The 16691-nt window shown below is 63.0% G+C and carries 16 protein-coding genes; 9 read left to right on the forward strand and 7 right to left on the reverse strand.

Annotated features, from left to right (window positions below; translation table 11 throughout):
- Positions 1 to 31: 31 nt before the first annotated feature.
- Positions 32 to 1381, reverse strand: a complete 1350-nt coding sequence (locus tag NKH31_RS09160) for a serpin family protein (protein WP_254861485.1) — start codon at positions 1379 to 1381, stop codon at positions 32 to 34.
- Positions 1382 to 1528: 147 nt separating this feature from the next.
- Between NKH31_RS09160 and ligA the strand changes: the two genes are divergently transcribed.
- The 3 genes from ligA to NKH31_RS09175 all read left to right on the forward strand — a co-directional run bounded on the left by ligA (position 1529) and on the right by NKH31_RS09175 (position 5868).
- Positions 1529 to 3697, forward strand: coding sequence for an NAD-dependent DNA ligase LigA (gene ligA / locus NKH31_RS09165; RefSeq protein WP_254861486.1), 2169 nt, complete (start codon positions 1529 to 1531; stop codon positions 3695 to 3697).
- Between the two features lie 306 nt (positions 3698 to 4003).
- Positions 4004 to 4987: a hypothetical protein gene (locus tag NKH31_RS09170; protein WP_254861487.1), complete on the forward strand. Its 984-nt coding sequence runs from the start codon at positions 4004 to 4006 to the stop codon at positions 4985 to 4987.
- A 728-nt stretch (positions 4988 to 5715) separates the two neighbouring features.
- Positions 5716 to 5868 (forward strand): hypothetical protein, encoded by a 153-nt coding sequence (locus NKH31_RS09175; RefSeq protein ID WP_254861488.1) that lies wholly within the window; start codon positions 5716 to 5718, stop codon positions 5866 to 5868.
- Between the two features lie 62 nt (positions 5869 to 5930).
- Here the strand turns inward: NKH31_RS09175 and NKH31_RS09180 are convergent, their stop codons facing one another.
- The 3 genes from NKH31_RS09180 to NKH31_RS09190 form a co-directional block, all read right to left on the reverse strand.
- Positions 5931 to 6758 carry an ABC transporter permease subunit gene (locus tag NKH31_RS09180; protein WP_254861489.1) on the reverse strand — a complete coding sequence of 276 codons (828 nt, stop codon included), beginning with the start codon at positions 6756 to 6758 and terminating at the stop codon, positions 5931 to 5933.
- On the reverse strand, positions 6755 to 7687 hold the full coding sequence (locus tag NKH31_RS09185; RefSeq protein ID WP_254861490.1) for an ABC transporter ATP-binding protein: 933 nt from the start codon (positions 7685 to 7687) through the stop codon (positions 6755 to 6757). The genes NKH31_RS09180 and NKH31_RS09185 overlap by 4 nt, the downstream gene beginning before the upstream one ends.
- Before the next feature lie 285 nt (positions 7688 to 7972).
- Positions 7973 to 8800: an ABC transporter permease subunit gene (locus NKH31_RS09190; RefSeq protein WP_254861491.1), complete on the reverse strand. Its 828-nt coding sequence runs from the start codon at positions 8798 to 8800 to the stop codon at positions 7973 to 7975.
- A 208-nt stretch (positions 8801 to 9008) separates the two neighbouring features.
- Here NKH31_RS09190 and NKH31_RS09195 point away from each other — a divergent pair, with 208 nt between their 5' ends.
- The 3 genes from NKH31_RS09195 (at position 9009) to NKH31_RS09205 (ending at position 12181) form a co-directional block, all read left to right on the forward strand.
- A complete protein-coding gene (locus NKH31_RS09195; protein WP_254861492.1) occupies positions 9009 to 9797 on the forward strand; it encodes a hypothetical protein in 789 nt (262 codons plus the stop codon).
- A 59-nt stretch (positions 9798 to 9856) separates the two neighbouring features.
- On the forward strand, positions 9857 to 11593 hold the full coding sequence (locus tag NKH31_RS09200; protein ID WP_254861493.1) for an excinuclease ABC subunit C: 1737 nt from the start codon (positions 9857 to 9859) through the stop codon (positions 11591 to 11593).
- 84 nt (positions 11594 to 11677) lie between these two features.
- Complete coding sequence (locus NKH31_RS09205; RefSeq protein ID WP_254861494.1) at positions 11678 to 12181, forward strand: hypothetical protein; 504 nt, start codon at positions 11678 to 11680, stop codon at positions 12179 to 12181.
- A 73-nt stretch (positions 12182 to 12254) separates the two neighbouring features.
- Here NKH31_RS09205 and NKH31_RS09210 read toward each other — a convergent pair whose 3' ends face one another.
- From NKH31_RS09210 to NKH31_RS09220, 3 genes are all read right to left on the reverse strand, one after another.
- The gene (locus NKH31_RS09210) at positions 12255 to 13088 is read right to left on the reverse strand and encodes an ABC transporter permease subunit (protein ID WP_254861495.1); all 834 of its coding nucleotides are present in this window, start codon (positions 13086 to 13088) and stop codon (positions 12255 to 12257) included.
- The gene (locus NKH31_RS09215) at positions 13085 to 14068 is read right to left on the reverse strand and encodes an ABC transporter ATP-binding protein (protein ID WP_254861496.1); all 984 of its coding nucleotides are present in this window, start codon (positions 14066 to 14068) and stop codon (positions 13085 to 13087) included. The genes NKH31_RS09210 and NKH31_RS09215 overlap by 4 nt, the downstream gene beginning before the upstream one ends.
- 62 nt (positions 14069 to 14130) lie before the next feature.
- Positions 14131 to 15072, reverse strand: coding sequence for a hypothetical protein (locus NKH31_RS09220; RefSeq protein WP_254861497.1), 942 nt, complete (start codon positions 15070 to 15072; stop codon positions 14131 to 14133).
- A 144-nt stretch (positions 15073 to 15216) separates the two neighbouring features.
- On the opposite strand from NKH31_RS09220, the gene NKH31_RS09225 reads away from it, so the two are divergent.
- From NKH31_RS09225 to NKH31_RS09235, 3 genes are all read left to right on the forward strand, one after another.
- A complete protein-coding gene (locus NKH31_RS09225) occupies positions 15217 to 15672 on the forward strand; it encodes an ArsR/SmtB family transcription factor (protein WP_254861498.1) in 456 nt (151 codons plus the stop codon).
- A gap of 49 nt (positions 15673 to 15721) precedes the next feature.
- Entirely contained in the window at positions 15722 to 16018 is a 297-nt protein-coding gene (locus NKH31_RS09230; protein ID WP_254861499.1) for an SUI1 family translation initiation factor, read from the forward strand.
- 90 nt (positions 16019 to 16108) lie between these two features.
- Positions 16109 to 16594, forward strand: coding sequence for a GNAT family N-acetyltransferase (locus NKH31_RS09235; protein ID WP_254864794.1), 486 nt, complete (start codon positions 16109 to 16111; stop codon positions 16592 to 16594).
- Positions 16595 to 16691: the final 97 nt, after the last annotated feature.

Below are 16691 nucleotides of genomic sequence, written 5' to 3' on the forward strand. Positions count from 1 at the left end.
CCGCTATCGAATTCCACCGACGCGCGCCTCGTCACTCGGCTTGCGCCGCCCCGGCGTCGGTCACCCGGCCGAAGAACAACACGGCGTCGGTCGGTTTATCGCGAATGCAAAACAGGAAGGGTCGGTCGAACGTCAGGTCGAACGACCGGGCCGGGGCGGACTCGAAGTTGATGACCACGGCCGTCGCGCCAGTCGCTTCGGTTCCTTCCTCGTCGACGGCGACGAACGCCTCGTGGTAGACGTCGTCGATGTACAGCCGGTCGCCCTCGGGCGACATGCCGGTGAAGTCGGCGGCGACCTCGTCGAAGGCGTCTGGCATCCCCATCTCGGCTAGTGTCTCAGCGAGTTGGACGTCGGTGTCGATTTCGAATCGAGGGAGTCGGAGATCGCCGCTCGCGTCGCCCAGGTCGTCGAAGATGCCGAATAATTCCTCGGCGGTGAGCTCGCGCTCGAAGTCCTCGAACTCGCCCTCGGCGGGCAACAGCAGCACCATCGAGACCTCGCCGCCGACGTAGGGCAGTTCGATCGCCTCGTGACCGTTCCACTCGGTGTAATCCGTCCGGAGGTTCTGGCTCATCATCGGGACCGTCGATTCGGCCCCATCGAGCGCGGTGAATGCGGCGTCTTCCGTGTCGTCGGGATCGAACTGGTCGGCCCAGTTCGCCATGAAGTAGATCGCGTTCGTCAGGACGAGCCGGGTGAGGTCGTCGATCGAGCCGTCGGGGAGCAGTTCGTCGATGCGGTCTTCGGTTTGGTCGGCCACCCAGTCGTTGATCCGCTCGCGTTCGCCGTCCGGATCGCCGGCGAAGTCGGCCTGCTCGATTCCCGCTCCGTAGTACGTCTCGACCAGTTCGAAGTACTCGTCGTGGAAGGGAAAGCCCTCTTGCGCCCAGAGGGCGTTCGCGAGGGATAGCTGGAACGCGTCCTCGTCATCGTCGCCGCCGACCGGCTCCGTCGTCTCCCGTGATTCGAGTGCGGCCTCGAGGTCGCCGATGGCCGGGTGGACATCGTCGCCCAGGGTGTAGCGAAGCGTCTCGCGCATCTGCGTTTCTGTCTCGCCCGCCGCACCGGCGTAGGTCATCGCGAGCGCCGCCGAGATGCTGTACGGCGAGATGAACGTGTTTCCGTCGGCCACCTGCCGGTGTAGATCGAGCGCGAACGCGGCGTTTCCGGCGGCGAGTTCGGCGAGGCGCTCGTCGTCGACGCTCGGGCCAGCGGTCGGTGGATCTCCGTTGTCGGGCGAGTCGTCACCCGACGAGTCATCGTCGGTTCCGTTCGTTCCGTCGTCCGAATCGTCGTCCCCGCCACTCAGGCAGCCGGCGAGGCTCGTCGCGGCGAGCGCGCCCGAGAGGGCGAGGAGGCGACGGCGCTGTGAGTCCATACCCGCCTCGTCAACCGCGTGAACGATATGCCTTCTCGAAGGACAAACGGCCGTTTTAGTTTACTCCGACCGTCGCGGGCTGCAGTGGGTTCGGGGCGGCGAGGCGAACCCAGAGTTTTTACCGCACCCCGGTTCCAAGAGTCGCCAATGTCCGTCGCCGACGAAGACAACCCCTATCTCCGCGACCCGCCGACGGAGTTCCGGCCGGTCGACGATCTTTCCGCAGATGAGGCCGAGCGCCAGGTCGCCCTGCTTCGCGAGGCCATCCGCGAGCACGACCGCCGGTACTACGTCGAGAACGATCCGATCATCGCCGATCGGACCTACGACTCACTCTTCACCCGGTTGCAGGCCCTCGAAGAGGCCTTCGACCTTGGCCACCCCGACAGCCCGACCAGGCGCGTCGGCGGCGAGCCGATCGACGCGTTCGAGACGGTCTCCCACGTCGCGCCGATGCTCTCGATCGACCAGAGCGGCGAGGTCGAAGACGTTCGCGAGTTCGACCGTCGGGTCAGACGCGAACTGAACGTCGCCGGATCGGGGACCGCTTCGTCGGACGCCGAGGCCGACGCGACGGATTCGAACGCCACGCTCTCGGACTTCGAGGACTCGTCGGCGACGGGCGCGTTCGCCTACGTCTGCGAGCCGAAGTTCGACGGCGTCTCGATCGAGTTCGTCTACGAGGAGGGTCGCCTCGTCCGCGCGGTCACCCGCGGCGACGGCCGGGAAGGCGACGACGTCACGACGAACGCGCGGACGATCGCGGCGGTCCCCCAGCGCCTCCACGGCGAGCACCCCGACTTCCTGGCCGTCCGCGGCGAGGTGTACATGCCGAAAGACGCGTTCCAGGCGTACAACCGCGAGCGGATCGAGCGCGGAGAGGAAGCGTTCGCCAATCCGCGCAACGCGACCGCCGGCACCATCCGCCAGTTAGACCCCACCGTCGTCGCCGAGCGCCCGCTCTCGGTGTTCTTCTTCGAAGTCCTCGATTCGAGCGACGGCCTCGAATCGCACTGGGAGGCCCTCTCGAACTTTCCCGCGTGGGGCCTTCGCGTCACCGACGAACTCGATCGGGTCGAGACGATCGACGACGCCATCGCGTATCGGGACGAGCTGCTCGACCGGCGCGACGATTTACCCTACGAGATCGACGGCGTCGTCATCAAAGTCGACGACTACGACGCCCGCGAGACGCTCGGCGTCACCGCGCGTCACGACCGCTGGGCCTTCGCCTACAAGTTCCCCGCTCGCGCCGAGGTGACCCCGATCCAGGACGTCGCCGTCCAGGTCGGCCGGACCGGCCGCGCCACCCCGGTCGCCCTGCTCGATCCCGTCGACGTCGGCGGGGTGACCGTCTCGCGGGCCAGCCTGCACAATCCCGAGGAGATCGCCGAGAAGAACGTCAACGTCGGCGACACCGTCCGCGTCCAGCGGGCGGGCGACGTCATCCCCTACGTCGAAGAGGTCGTCGAGAAAGGCAGCGAGGGCCACTGGGCCATGCCCGATAGCTGTCCCGTCTGCGATAGCGTTCTCGAACGCGACGGCCCCATGGCCTTCTGTACCGGCGGGCTGGCGTGTGACGCCCAGCGCCGGCGCTCGATCGAGTACTACGCGAGCGACGACGGCCTCGACCTGGAGGGCCTCGGCGAAAAGAGCGTCCGCCAGCTCGTCGACGCCGGCCTGGTCGAGACGGTCGCCGACCTCTACGAGCTGAACGGGATCCAGCTCACCGCGCTCGAGGGCTGGGGTCGGACGAGCGCCGAGAACCTGCTCTCCGAACTCGAGGAAAAGCGCGAACCGCCGCTGTCGGAGTTCCTCTCTGCGCTCGGCATCCCGCTCGTCGGGCCGACGACCGCCCGCGAGCTGGCTCGCGAGTTCGAGACGTTCGATGCCATGCGCGAGACGGCGATCGAGTCGCCCGAGGAACTCGAAGGCGTCGACGAGGTGGGTGAAACGGTCGCGACGGCCGTCCACGACTTCTTCACGAGCGAGGCCAACGCCGCCGTCGTCTCGCACCTGCTCGAACACGTCGACCCGCAGGCGGCCGACGTCGAGGCCGGCGGCGACGAACTCGACGGACTGACGTTCGTCTTCACGGGCGCCCTGGACGAGTGGACCCGAAGCGACGCCCAGGATCTCGTCGAAGCCCACGGCGCGAACGCGACGAGTAGCGTCTCGGGCAATACGGACTACCTCGTCGCCGGCGAGGGTGCCGGGGCGTCGAAGCAGGAAGACGCGGCGGACAATGACGTCCCAATTATCGACGAGGCCGAGTTCAGGGCGTTGCTCGACGAGCGCGGGGTCGAGATCAAGTAGCGACATTTTTAACCGGCCAAAGCCGCCGTTTCAATCCGTCGGGGTATCTCCGCCGGTGTGTGTTTCGGCAGATATTGGACTGAGGTGATATACCATATGACACAGCACCCCGTCACAAACCTATAATACAAATCAATAGTTAATTTCTGTCGTCATTTACTCTATTCACGAGGTTTGGTGCACAATCCACGAATCACATAACTGATATTAAAAGATCCTATAATCGCCATAAATAAAAAATATTGGGGATATATTTATATCTCAAATACACTTATCTATATCTCAATTGTACAGGATCATGGGCACATGAAAGATAGATCGAATTATACTAGGCGTGAATATGTGCAGAAACAAATTCCAAGAAGAAAATTACTGCAAACATCTTGGGCTACTATGGCTGTCGGATTGATTCCAGTAACTGTATCTGCCAATCAGCAGAACAGATCTGCAGGCCCCAATGATCCTTCTGAACGGGAAATTCAAACGGATCCCGGAGATGTCTTTAATACTTTCGAGGAACGGTATGGCCGTTCGGAGGCAAAGGCAATCTGGGATGTATTAGAATCCTATATTGAGTCAGTGGAAAACGGCAGGATGAGTAACGAAGATGCTTACAATCAAGCAACGAAGGAACTCCTTCAGAGTCCAGACACATCGTCAATTGCGGCTGAAATTGAGCGCGAACACAATTTGTTAGAACGGATCGAATCACAACGATCCGTGCTATCTGATAACTCGAGTGAATCGAAAAATTCTTCGAACCAGTCAACAGATGTATCACTTCCTATCGTCGATGGTGACGAAGGTAGACAACGATCGGGAAACGGGAGTTACCAAACGAATTATGATATAGATGGCAGAAGCATCAATCAGTACGCTGGTGCAAGTCTCTACGGCAGTTCGACCGCGTGGGCACGTTTGTATTCCTGGAGTGCTACTGTTAGTAGTGGGAGACATGTCCGACTCACAGCTGAATATTATCGCCGAGGGAGTTTGAACTCGATGACTGGGGACGCGTCAGCGGAAATTAATTTGTTCATGTGTGAATCGAGTGACAGAGAAGGGACGATGGTGAGAAAGACTGTCGAAAACCCGGGGACAGTTCGCGGTACTGTCACACAATCAGCACAGTTCTATATGTCGAATTACACCTCGTACGAATTTGGCATTGAGATCATTGGAAACGTGTCGGCAATTGGTGGATACACGTACAGTGATTATTGGACTCATCATACTGGGAGGCGGCGCGTTGAACTGGAGGAGAGTCTCTCGCTCACGTACTTAGACTGAGTAAATACTACCACGCTCCAAACCATACGCTGAAATGTCACTACACCAAATCCCCAATCAAATATGAAATCATATGAACTCACAGAACTCAGCAATCTGGCTTATTTAGTTATAACACTTATTTTTTCTATAATAGTTGCCACAGCAATACGAGATTTCTTCACTCTAGATGGCATAGTCGGCGCCAGCACAACAGCCGCCATTTTTCTAATGTGCTTTCTAATATCTATGATTTTATACTATAAACTGTTGATGGATGTGTGAGTGTATACTCATCGATTTGCCGTAGCTCACTAACGCTTTGGTACGGTAGAACGTCTGACTGGCGGTGAAGGCACGATGTCGTCTCCGAGTTCGCTCACCTTGAGGTCGGTCACAATCTGTACACCCGTGGGCGTCAATTGGACCGGATTCGCTGATCGTCGCGTCATTGACTCTGATAGGCCATCTGGCGTGAAACGTATTGGGTGCCGGGCTGCCTTGAGCACAAACCCTGTAGCTGTCCCTTTACCGGCAATACAGCCGGAATGCTATTCCCGCCTGTAGACAAACCGTCGCCGATGGTGCCACTATATTTCCCCGATGACCGACCCATACGAAGGCACGGAGCAACCAGATCGAGCGACGGCTCGCTCGTTCACATAGAGTGGCGGACGTAAGTCAGGGAATTTCGCAGGGACGGTTCTTAAAAAACCCTGAACCATTACGTCTGCCACTATAGACGCTTTGTGACCTGGAAGGCGCGGGTCGACCAACTCCAGTATACCAGCGAAAACGCGAGGATATCGAAACAGGATGACGCGGCGGACAATGACGTTCCAGTCATCGACGAGGCCGAGTTCAGGGCGTTGCTCGACGAGCGCGGCATCGACGTCGCGTAGCCGTCACACCGATCCGAATCGCCTCGTCACACGCGCTGTTGGGGAGACGTTCCCGACTCGGTTCACAGTTCCATTCGGTTCATCCGCCAGTAACCGATCGCGAGCGGAAGCCCGATCCAGACGCCGAGCAGGACGAACGCGAACCAGTGTTGGAGGTAGAACGGGGCGTCTGCGCCGTCGCTGACGATTGTGGAGGCGGAACCGACGTCGTTGTTCCAGAGCGACTCGACCGCGGTGATGACGTCATCGCCGACGACGCTCAGGTTGAACCGGTGGACGAACAACTCGGCGTTGCCGCTGACCAGGTCGAGTTGCCAGTTGATGACCGCGAAGATGCTGTCCCAGGCGTACACGAGGACGAAGATGGCGAATCCGGCGACGGTGGCACCCGTTTCCGAGCGCGTCATCGTCGACGCGCAGAGGCCGATGACGAGGAACGTGAACCCGAACAGCACCAGCACGACCACGGCGGCGACGAGCCACCCGACCGGGAACCCGCTCACGCCGAGGCCGAGGATGACCGCCGCCGGCACGAACGCGACGAGGATGGCGACAGTCATCAGCGCCGTCCGACCGAGCAACTTACCGAAGAAGACCTCGCCCCGGGTGTGGGGCTGGACCAGCAGGAGCTTGATCGTCCCGAGCGAGCGCTCTCTGACGATCGACTTGATACTCACCACGAGCGCGGTGACCGGCACGAGAAACACCATCACGACGACGAACGCCAGGACGAACGTGACGGGAATTCCGTCTTCCGTACTCGTTCCAGAGACGACGTCGTAGGCGGCGACGACCGGAACGAACAGGACGAACAGCGCCGTCAGGAGCCAGAGCGCCTTCGAACGCATGCCGTCTCGAAAATCTTTCTTCGCGACGGTGATGGCGCTCATGCAGTCACCTCCGCTCGCTCCTCGGTTGTGTAGGCGTAGAAGATGTCCTCGAGCGAGGCTTCCTCGGTGGAGAAGTCTTCGACCACGAGGCCCGCCTCCTCGATAGCCGAGAGGATCGTCGTCTTCGAGCCGTCGGCCTCGACGACGATGGTGGGGTTGCCGTTTATCTCGCGACCCTCGACCGAGACCGCGCCGGGGACGGATCGGACGTCGTCGAGTGCGTCGTCGTCGAGACGGTCGACGGTGACGCGCAGGACCGGTCTGTCGGTGGCCGCGTCACGAAGTCCCTCGACGGTGTCGATGGCGACCATCTCCCCGTCGCGAAGGATGCCGACGCGGTCGCAGACGGCTTCGACTTGCTCCATGATGTGACTGGAGAAGAAGACGGTCGCCCCGCGCTCGTTCTCTTCTCTCACGATCTGGCGCATCTCTCGAGCGCCGTTTGGGTCGAGGCCGGTCGTCGGTTCGTCCAGGATGAGAAGCTCCGGTTCGCCGACGAGCGCCATCGCGAGGACGAGCCGCTGGGACATCCCCTTCGAGTAGCCGCCGGCTTTGCGGTCGGCGGCGTCCGAGAGACCAACTCGCGCGAGTAACTCGTCGGGATTATCGTCGGCTTCTTTCGACTCGATGGCGAATTCGACGTGCTGTCTCCCGGTGAGCCGTCCGTAGGTGTCGAAGCCTTCGGGAAGGACGCCGATCCGCTGGCGAATCGCCGGTCCCTCCGTCTCGGCGTCCATGCCGAGTACCGAGAGGTGACCGGCCGTCGGCCGCATAAAGTCGAGCAGACTGTTGATGGTCGTCGACTTTCCAGCGCCGTTCGGGCCCAAAAACCCGAAGACTTCGCCCTGTTCGACCTCGAACGAGAGGTCGTTCGTCGCGACGACGTCGCCGAACCGTTTCGTAAATCCATCCACGCGAATCGCTTTCATCACCCATACAACACATTGCGACTATTCTTATACCTTGTTATTTTTAGAAATTAGGGTTGGTGGGGCTAATATATTGGTATGGTAAATCTGTGGACGAATCATCCACATTGTTTTCGACTCGGAGCCGGTTTCGGCGTATCGATCGGAACTCGGTCACCGTTCGTCGGTTCCCCCCTCCACGAGGATGCATCATGCTGTTGACCACCGAGTTCCCTCATCGATCCGTGAATCGTGACACCCACTGACTATCGATTCGAGTGCCGGTGACACATTGCAATCTGGCACTTAGAACTCCGTCCGGTTGAACGCCCAGTAGCCGACCGCGAGCGGGACGACGATCCAGGTGGCGAGAAAGAGAATCGAGACCCAGTGGTGGAGGTAGAACGGGACGTCCCCACCGTTCACCACGGCTTCCGAGGCGATCGTCTCGCTGTGGCCCGTTAGCCACATGATCGTGTTGGCGACGTCCTCGCCGATGATAATAAGCTGAAACCGGGAGAGAAATTCGAGTGGGCGTCCATCCACGAGACCGAACTCCGCGTTGATCGTAAAGACGATCGAATCCCACCAGTAAACGAAGACGAAGATCCCGATCCCAACGACGGCCGCCATCGATTCTGACTTCATCACCGTCGACGCACAGATGCCGATCACGAGGAAGATGACGCCGAAAAACACCGTCGCGACCATCATTCCGACGACGTGTAACGGCTCGAACGAGTCGATCCCGACCATCATGATGGCGATCGACGGAACGAATCCGACGAACACGGCGGTGAGAAACACTGCCAGTCGACCGAGTACCTTCCCGAAGAATATCTCTCCGCGGGTGTGAGGCAGGCTCAGCAATAGTTTTCCGGTACCGAGCGTTCGCTCGCGTACGATCGATTTAACGCTCACCGTCAGGGCGGAAATCGGGGCGAGAAACACCGTGACGAAGGCGGTCGTGAAGAAAAACGCCGTCGGAACGCCGTCTTCGGCATTCGATCCAGTGACAACGGCGTAGAGGGCGACGACCGGCTGGAGCAGGACGAACAATCCGATCAGTATCAACAGGGTCTGCGACCTGATCGCGTCGTTGAACTCTTTCTTCGCAACGATCAACACGCTCATTTTACCAATTTATTATGGGTGTGCTGTGATAAAATATCCTTTGACTGGATTGATTGATAGTAGTGCCGTGCCGACCACACCTCTTGTCCCAGCTCACCGCTTTTGATCCACCCGTCAGTGATGTTCTGGGAGTGAGTTTGCACGTAACCGGTCCCTAGTCGACCGTATGGCCGTGATGTTATTCCCGTCGGCGCTCGAACCCTCGCCGATGGCATCTCGCGACGATCGGTCCGTCCGCACCGACGGAGGAGCCCGCCCGTCCGGCGTGGGGGCAGACTCGCTCGTCCACGTCGACGAGTCCGCGGACTGGGAAGCGAGGGTCGACGAGTTGCTCTACGCCGGAGAAACGGTCCGCGAGCGAGTTCGATCCGACGATCACGAACTGGTCGTGACGAGCCACCGCGTACTGCTGTTTCGGCCCGATTCGACCGACGGCCCCCGGTTTCGACAGGTCGACCGGCCGAACGTCGCCGAGGTCCGCCTCCAGACCGTCGAGTCGCTCCGGTTGCTCGCCTGGTCGGTCGTCTTCGCCGCGGTCGGCTTCGGGCTGGTCGTCGCCGCGTTCAGCTACGAGTTCGGCGGCGTCATCCCGGACCTAAACGGCGGCGGGCCGGCGACGGGCGCCGTCAGCGGCACCGTCGAGGCGCTCGAGTCGATCCTCGCGATGTTCGAACTCTTCGTCCTCGTCACTGGGTTACTCACCATTTGTCTCGCCCTCGGATCGTTCGGCTGGTACCTGCGAACGCGTAGTCAGCGTCTGGTCGTCGCCGTCGTCGGCGAGGCGGATCTGTCGATTCCGCGACCGGCCGACGCCGAGTCCGTCGCCGCCGCGCTGGAGCGAGCGATCGACGGCACGCCGGTGGCCGAATCGGGCTCGCTCGTCGGGATCAGATCGCACGCGGACGGCGGTCGATCCGGCGACGAGCGCCCGACGGCGGATGGTGTCGACTCACCGAAGCCGCCCGAGCCGGACGGATCGGAGTCGGACGACGACTGACCGTGCGAAGCGGTCACACCGCGTCAGGCTGAAAGCCCTCGACACCGTATCCGGGTTCGATGCAGGCCGATCGGGTGCGCGAGCGCGCGAGCGAACTCCCCGCCGAGCCGGGCGTCTACCAGTTCTTCGACGGGGAGACGACGCTCTACGTCGGCAAGGCCGTCGACGTCCGATCGCGAGTCCGTTCGTACGCCGATCCGCGCGGTGCCCGGATCCAACGGATGGTCCGCGAGGCCGACTCGATCGACGTCGCCGTCACCGACACGGAGACGCAGGCGCTGCTCCTCGAGGCGAACCTCATCAAGCGCCACCAGCCCCGGTACAACGTCCGGCTCAAAGACGACAAGTCCTACCCGATGGTCCAGCTCACCGACCACGAGGTTCCGCGGATCGAGATCACGCGGGATCCCGCCGAAACCGCGACGGTATACGGTCCCTACACCGACAAGGGTCGGGTCGAGACGGTCGTGAAGGCGCTTCGCGAAACCTACGGTCTCAGGGGCTGTTCCGATCACAAGTATCGCGGGCGGGACCGCCCGTGTCTCGACTACGAGATGGGGTTGTGTACCGCGCCCTGTACGGGCGAGATCGATCCCGAGACGTACGCGGGCGACGTCGATATCGTCAAACGCTTCCTGGGGGGTGAGACGGGCGTCCTCGCGGATCCGCTCGGGACGGCCATGGCCGAGGCCGCCGAGGCGAACAACTTCGAACGCGCGGCCAACCTCCGCGACCGGCTGGCCGCCGTCGAGCGCTTTCACGGCGAGGGCGGCGAGGCCGTCCAGACCTACGACGACGAGCGGACCGTCGACGTCCTCGGCGTCGCGATCGAGGGCGAGAAAGCGACGGTCGCCCGGCTCCGCTCGGAGGGCGGCAAGCTCGTCGACCGCGATCGGTTCACCCTCGCCGCGCCGTACGGTGCCGACGAGGGCGTGCCGACCGTGATCGCCGCGTTCATCGTCCAGCACTACGCCGAGCGGACGATGCCCGACGCTCTCCTCCTGCCCGAACGCCACGACGACGAGGAGGTCGCCGCCTGGCTCGACGCCGAAGGCGTCGCCGTCCGCGTCCCCGGCGTCGGGCGCGAGGCCAAGCTGGTCGAGTTGGCGCTGAAAAACGCCCGGCGAAACGTGGGTGGACGCGACGAGTGCGGGCTGCTCGCCGACGCGCTGGGGATCGACCGCGCCCGGCGGATCGAGGGCTTCGACGTGAGCCACGCCCAGGGGAAGTCGGCCGTCGGCAGCAACGTCACCTTCGTCGACGGCAGCGCCGAGACGGCCGACTACCGGCGAAAGAAGCTCGACGATCGGAACGACGATTACGACAACATGGCCCAGCTGCTTCGCTGGCGTGCCGCCCGCGCCGTCGACGGTCGCGACGACCGGCCCGACCCCGATCTCCTGCTGATCGACGGCGGAAAAGGACAGCTCGCGGCCGCCTGCGAGGCCCTCGAAGCCGAAGGGTGGGACGTCCCCGCCGTGGCCATCGCCAAGGCGGAAGAGCGGGTGATCACCCCCGACCGCGAGCACGCCTGGCCGAGCGACGCCCCGCACTTACACCTCCTCCAGCGGGTTCGCGACGAGTCTCACCGCTTTGCCGTCCAGTACCACCAGACCATCCGCGACGAAGTCAAAACGGTCCTGGACGACGTCCCCGGCATCGGCCCGGAGACGCGAAAGCGCCTGCTCGGTCGCTTTGGCAGCGTCGAGAACGTCCGCGAGGCGAGCGTCGACGACCTGACGAGCGTGGAGGGCGTCGGTTCCAAGACGGCCGAGACGCTGAAAGCGAGGTTGTAGCGCCGGCCCCCAATTCGACGTCTGGACTCTCACAACCGCTGGTGATCGGCAGTCCTATCTATTCGACCCGTGACTGTTCTGTCCATGTACGCGTTCGTCCGCGGTGCGATCGTCCCGTTCTTTTCGATCTTCGTTCCGGGCGTCTGGTACGTCAACCGGAACCTGACCACCGCGGCGTTGGCGCCGACCGTCGACCCCTCGCCAGGGTTGATCGTCGCCGGTCTCGCCGGTGTCGTCCTCGTCGCGACGATCGGCGCGGCGATCGGCTCCTGGCTCGCATCACCGATCGTCGACTCGGAGGCCACGTCGCTCCCGGCTCGGGTGCTCGTCCCGCCGGTGGCCGCCCTGCCGGTGTTTCTCGGGTGTATGGCGATTCTGGGGCTGGCCGGAGCGGTCGTCTTTCTCGATCTGGGTCCCGGGTGGCTTCAGATACTCTCGCTCGCCCTGGCGACACCCCTCGCGCTTCCGTTCGTGGTGTTGGTGCCGCTCGCGATCCACTCTCACCTGGCGACGATAGTCGGGCTCGCGTGCATCCCGCTCTGGTGTTCGCTGGGTGCGACGTATACAGCCGGATCGGACGTCGTCTGATGGACGCGGTTCACGTTATGATCGTGGGGCCCTCTCGGTTCACCACCCGGTTCTGGTCCGTAGATCGCCGGATTCACCCGATTTCCGCCCGCCGAAATCGCGCGTATCCCACCCCGAGTGCCACGACCAGCCACGCCAGCAGGATCACGGGCATGAACCACTCCTGGAGGTAGAACGGGTCGCCGGGCTCGGGCGGCATGGCGCCGTCTTCGGCGCGCTCGAAGAGGAAGCCGTTGGTCAGGCGGCTGTAGGCGAACGACGGACTCAGGTGGTAGACGAAGTCGTAGAGGGCCGGTCGCGCCGACAGGCCGAGGAGATCTTCGACGACGTAGGCGACGCTGTCGTGGGGATTGATTCCCGGCATGACCCACGCGATGGTGAAAAAGACGTAGACGCTGACCACGCCGACCATCGCCCGCATCCGCGTCGCCGACAGCGCCGAGATGCCGACCGCGATCGCGACGTAGACGACGGCGAACCCGGCGACGAACGTCGACTGGGCGACGAGGTGTCCGATCGGCACCGATCCGAATCGGACGAGGGCGATCACTCCACCGACGGCCATCGCGACCGCCACGGCGACGACGGCGACGAGCGACCGACTCACGAGTTTGCCCAAAAGGACGTCTCGGCGCCGGAGCGGCAATCCGAGCAGGTGTTTGATCCGACCCGTCTCGCGCTCGCCGGCGATCGCGAGGTAGCCGATCACCAGCGAGACGATCGGGACGTACCAGATGACGATCGCGTTCGTCGTCCAGAGAACGTCCTCGGCCGGCGCCGACCCGCTCTCGGAAGTCGTCGCCGCGACGAGTGCGACGAACGCGGAGAGCGACCCGATCGCCGCCAGGAGGACGTTCGATCGGCGCGCGTCGGTGATATCGCGGTGGGCGACGGCCAACCAGCTCATGCCTGTACCTCCCGGCGTTTGCCGACGGATTCGTGAACCGAGTCATCGTCGACGTATCGTTCGAACAGCGTTTCGAGCGACGGTTCTCGCGTTTCGACGTCGACGAGCCGTCCCCGCTCGTCGGCGCGACGGATCGCGTCGATCCGGTCGCCAGGCGCCCGACACGTTACGTCCAGCCACCGGTCTGCGTCACCGTCCCGCCGCGTCCGTGCGAGGCCGTTCCCTCGTGTCACGGCGGTAACGCCCTCGAGATCGTTCAGGCCGAGGTCGCCGATCGGTTCGGCGAACCCGAGCGACACCGTGAAGCCGACGCCTGGCAGGTCGCGAAGCCCTTCGATCGTGTCCTCTGCGACGAGGTGGCCCGAATCGAGGATTCCCACGCGGTCGCAGACCGATTCGACGGACGAGAGCTGGTGACTCGAGAGGAATACGGTGGTTCCGTCGTCGACTTCTTCGCGGACGATATCGCGGATCTCGGCCTGTCCCGTCGGATCGAGGCCGGTTCCCGGCTCGTCGAGGATCAGCAGGTCCGGTTCGCCCGCCAGCGCCATTCCGAGCGAGAGTCGCTGTCGCATTCCCTTCGAGTACTCCCTGACGTACCGCCGCTGGTCCGCTCGGTCGAGGCCGAGGCGGTCGAGGACGGCCTCCGGATCGACGTCGACGTCCCTGACCCGGCCGACGAAGGCGATATGTTCGCGGCCGGTCGATCGCGGGTACAGGTCGGTCCCTTCGGGGAGCACGCCGATGCGTCGGCGGATCTCGCGTGACCCCTCACGGATGTCGTGGCCGAGGACGGTAGCCGTGCCCGTGGTCGGCTCGAGGAATCCGACCAACAGGTCGATCGTCGTCGACTTCCCCGCGCCGTTCGGCCCGAGAAAGCCGTAGGATTCGCCCCGTTCGACGGTCATGTCGAGGCCGTCGACGGCGACGACGTCGCCGAAGCGTTTCGTGAGTCCGTCCGTTTCGATTGCGGGTCCCATCACCGGGCACTTCGCAGGGTGGTAAATTAGCCGTCACGAACGCTCAAAACGAGTTTTGAGCGTTAGAACGGCCGAATTCGACCGACGGCGCCGCGAACTCGCTTGCGCCCAGTAGCCAGCAGGTCTTGACCGGAGGCGACCTCGACGTCCTCGCGGTCGACGACGGAGCTCACGTACATTGCCGTTCCGAGCACGACCCAGATCGCCTGGAGGGACAGCTGCGCCGCGGAGCCGAGGCCGACGAGCCAGGACGAGTCGAGGGTGTGACCGACGCCGGCGGCGGCGAACGCCGGTCCGACCGCGTACGGGGCCAGGATCGTGAGCGCGAATCCGCCGACCACGACCAGTAACCGACGTCGGTGGGTCGCCGTGATAGACCAGCTCATTCGGAGCGCCGTCAGCGGACCGTAGCCGCCAGCGACGCAGATTTCGGGGGCGAGCCAGCACTTGAAGATCACGGCGGCCATCGCCGAGCCGAAGACCAGCGGCGAGAACGCGGTGTCGAAGATGGCGGGCGTAACGACGCCGATTCCGAGCGCCATGTCTAGCGGGTAGACGACGGTGAAGATCGCCGTTACCGCGACGGTCGCTATCACCATCGCGATGCCGGCCACGAACAGGGTTCCGGCCATCGCCGCCAAGATAGCTGGAAGCCGTCGCAGTGTGTGACCGAGCGCCTGCCCCACCGTTTGACGAGTCCCCGACAACTCGCCGGCCGCAATCGTCGCAACGTAGCCGCGGAACGCGAGCGCCGGCACCACCGCGAGCAACGAGACGTCGAAGATGTTGGCGGAGTGGGTGGGAACCAGCCCAACACGGCGCTGGAACAGCTCGAGTCCGACGACGATGGCGACCGCGAGCATGATCGTCGCGTGACGTCTCACGACCCCGACGCTCCAGACGAGGTGATCTCCGAGCGTTCGCCGGTACACGACCGGATCGAGGCTCCGACATCGCAGACAGGCACAACCGTCAGCGTCCGCCCGGCGCTCGATCGGTTCCATCGCTACCGAGATGTCCACCGTGATCGCACTTCAACCGCTCGACGGCCGCGAGTGGGACGAGTCGGTCCGGTCGATCGGTCAAAATCGCGTTTGAGCGACGGTAACCGATAAGGGTCTCCCGAACGGACGTGACGGTACCGATCTATGGGCCGGTTACTGCCGACGCGGACAGAGGTGACGATCGACCGGGACGACGAGCCACGATTGCTCTGTCTCGACGACGAGGAGACCGGCGACGTACTCGGTCGACTCGCATCCGACACCGGGCGGGAAATCGTCCAGACGATCTATGCGGAACCGATGTCGGCACAGGACCTCGCATCCACCCTCGATCGATCCGTTCAGAGCGTTTCGTATCACCTGGAGAAGCTAGAGGCGGTTGGCATCATCGAGGTACTCGACACCTGCTATTCAGAAAAGGGCCAGGAGATGGCCATTTACGGACCGCCGTCCGAACCGCTGGTGGTCTACGTCGGGATGTCCGACGACCAACGTGGTCTGCGCGCGGCGTTCGAACGCTTCGCCGGAGCGATCGGTCCCGTCGCGATTCTCATCGCCATTGGCGAGACCCTCTCGCGTCTGCTGGGCGGCGAGGAGTGATCGAGCCAGAGGGGTGAGGACTTTGTATCTCGGTAACGTAGAACATCTCGTGTCAAACGACGACCCACTCGACGACCTGTTAGACGAACTCGACGCCCACGGCGATCTCGATACGGCCGAACAGGTGCTCTCGATCCGGATGGAAAAACGACGCTACGGAAAGCCGGTGACGATCGTCGAGGGGTTCGACCTGCCGGCCTCGGAGGTCAAATCGATCGCCTCGGATCTCAAGAGCGCGATGGGAACCGGCGGCACCATCGAGGAGGGTCGGATCGAACTGCAGGGAGATCATCGCGATCGCGTCCCTGCGCTACTTCGCGAACGCGGGTTTCAGGTCGACGCCTGATCGGACCCCGGAGACGCGCCACGGGGACCAACCACTCGGGCCAATCACTTTAGTCTCGGTCGGTGACGACCGAGTATGGGACAGCGTCACATCGGTCTTCGACCGGCGACGGCCGCGGATCGCGAGCCGATTCGCGAGGTCGCTCGGGCGGCCTGGCACGACACCTACGACGAACTCGACGCGGAGACGGTAGACGAGACCGTCGACGCGTGGTACGACGACGCGTCGTTCCGCGAGGCGCTCGATACGCCCGGGACCGCCGTTCTCGTCGCCGAATCTGACGGCGAGATCGTCGGGTTCACCCACGGCGTCGTCACCGAGAACGAGGGAGACGTCCTTCGGATGTACGTCCACCCCGACCACCAGCGCCAGGGAATCGGCACCGCCCTCCACGAGCGGTTACGCACCGCGCTCGAGGACTTCAATATGGAACGGATGCGGGCGATCGACCTCGCCTCGAACGAGGGTGGCCGGCGGTTCTACGAACACCTCGGATTCGAAGAAACCGGCGAGGGGACGGTCGAAATCGGCGGGAAACCCCGCCGCGAGGTCGTCTACACGCTCGAGTTTCCCTGATCGAGACGGTGAGTCCGATCGGTCGTGACCGAAGGGACGCCGCCGAAATTACTGGAGCGAATATATACTTCTTTCGGAATAACCAACTTTTGCATGT

Origin of the sequence: Halovivax gelatinilyticus, assembly GCF_024300625.1 — an archaeon.
GTDB lineage: Archaea > Halobacteriota > Halobacteria > Halobacteriales > Natrialbaceae > Halovivax > Halovivax gelatinilyticus.

What these genes read in the sequence shown, in the direction of transcription:
- NKH31_RS09160 (WP_254861485.1), bottom strand. Translation starts at nt 1,381, where the DNA reads ATGGACTCACAGCGCCGTCGCCTCCTCGCCCTCTCGGGCGCGCTCGCC.
- ligA (WP_254861486.1), top strand. Translation starts at nt 1,529, where the DNA reads ATGTCCGTCGCCGACGAAGACAACCCCTATCTCCGCGACCCGCCGACG.
- NKH31_RS09170 (WP_254861487.1), top strand. Translation starts at nt 4,004, where the DNA reads ATGAAAGATAGATCGAATTATACTAGGCGTGAATATGTGCAGAAACAA.
- NKH31_RS09180 (WP_254861489.1), bottom strand. Translation starts at nt 6,758, where the DNA reads ATGAGCGCCATCACCGTCGCGAAGAAAGATTTTCGAGACGGCATGCGT.
- NKH31_RS09185 (WP_254861490.1), bottom strand. Translation starts at nt 7,687, where the DNA reads ATGAAAGCGATTCGCGTGGATGGATTTACGAAACGGTTCGGCGACGTC.
- NKH31_RS09190 (WP_254861491.1), bottom strand. Translation starts at nt 8,800, where the DNA reads ATGAGCGTGTTGATCGTTGCGAAGAAAGAGTTCAACGACGCGATCAGG.
- NKH31_RS09195 (WP_254861492.1), top strand. Translation starts at nt 9,009, where the DNA reads ATGGCATCTCGCGACGATCGGTCCGTCCGCACCGACGGAGGAGCCCGC.
- NKH31_RS09200 (WP_254861493.1), top strand. Translation starts at nt 9,857, where the DNA reads ATGCAGGCCGATCGGGTGCGCGAGCGCGCGAGCGAACTCCCCGCCGAG.
- NKH31_RS09205 (WP_254861494.1), top strand. Translation starts at nt 11,678, where the DNA reads ATGTACGCGTTCGTCCGCGGTGCGATCGTCCCGTTCTTTTCGATCTTC.
- NKH31_RS09210 (WP_254861495.1), bottom strand. Translation starts at nt 13,088, where the DNA reads ATGAGCTGGTTGGCCGTCGCCCACCGCGATATCACCGACGCGCGCCGA.
- NKH31_RS09215 (WP_254861496.1), bottom strand. Translation starts at nt 14,068, where the DNA reads ATGGGACCCGCAATCGAAACGGACGGACTCACGAAACGCTTCGGCGAC.
- NKH31_RS09220 (WP_254861497.1), bottom strand. Translation starts at nt 15,072, where the DNA reads ATGGAACCGATCGAGCGCCGGGCGGACGCTGACGGTTGTGCCTGTCTG.
- NKH31_RS09225 (WP_254861498.1), top strand. Translation starts at nt 15,217, where the DNA reads ATGGGCCGGTTACTGCCGACGCGGACAGAGGTGACGATCGACCGGGAC.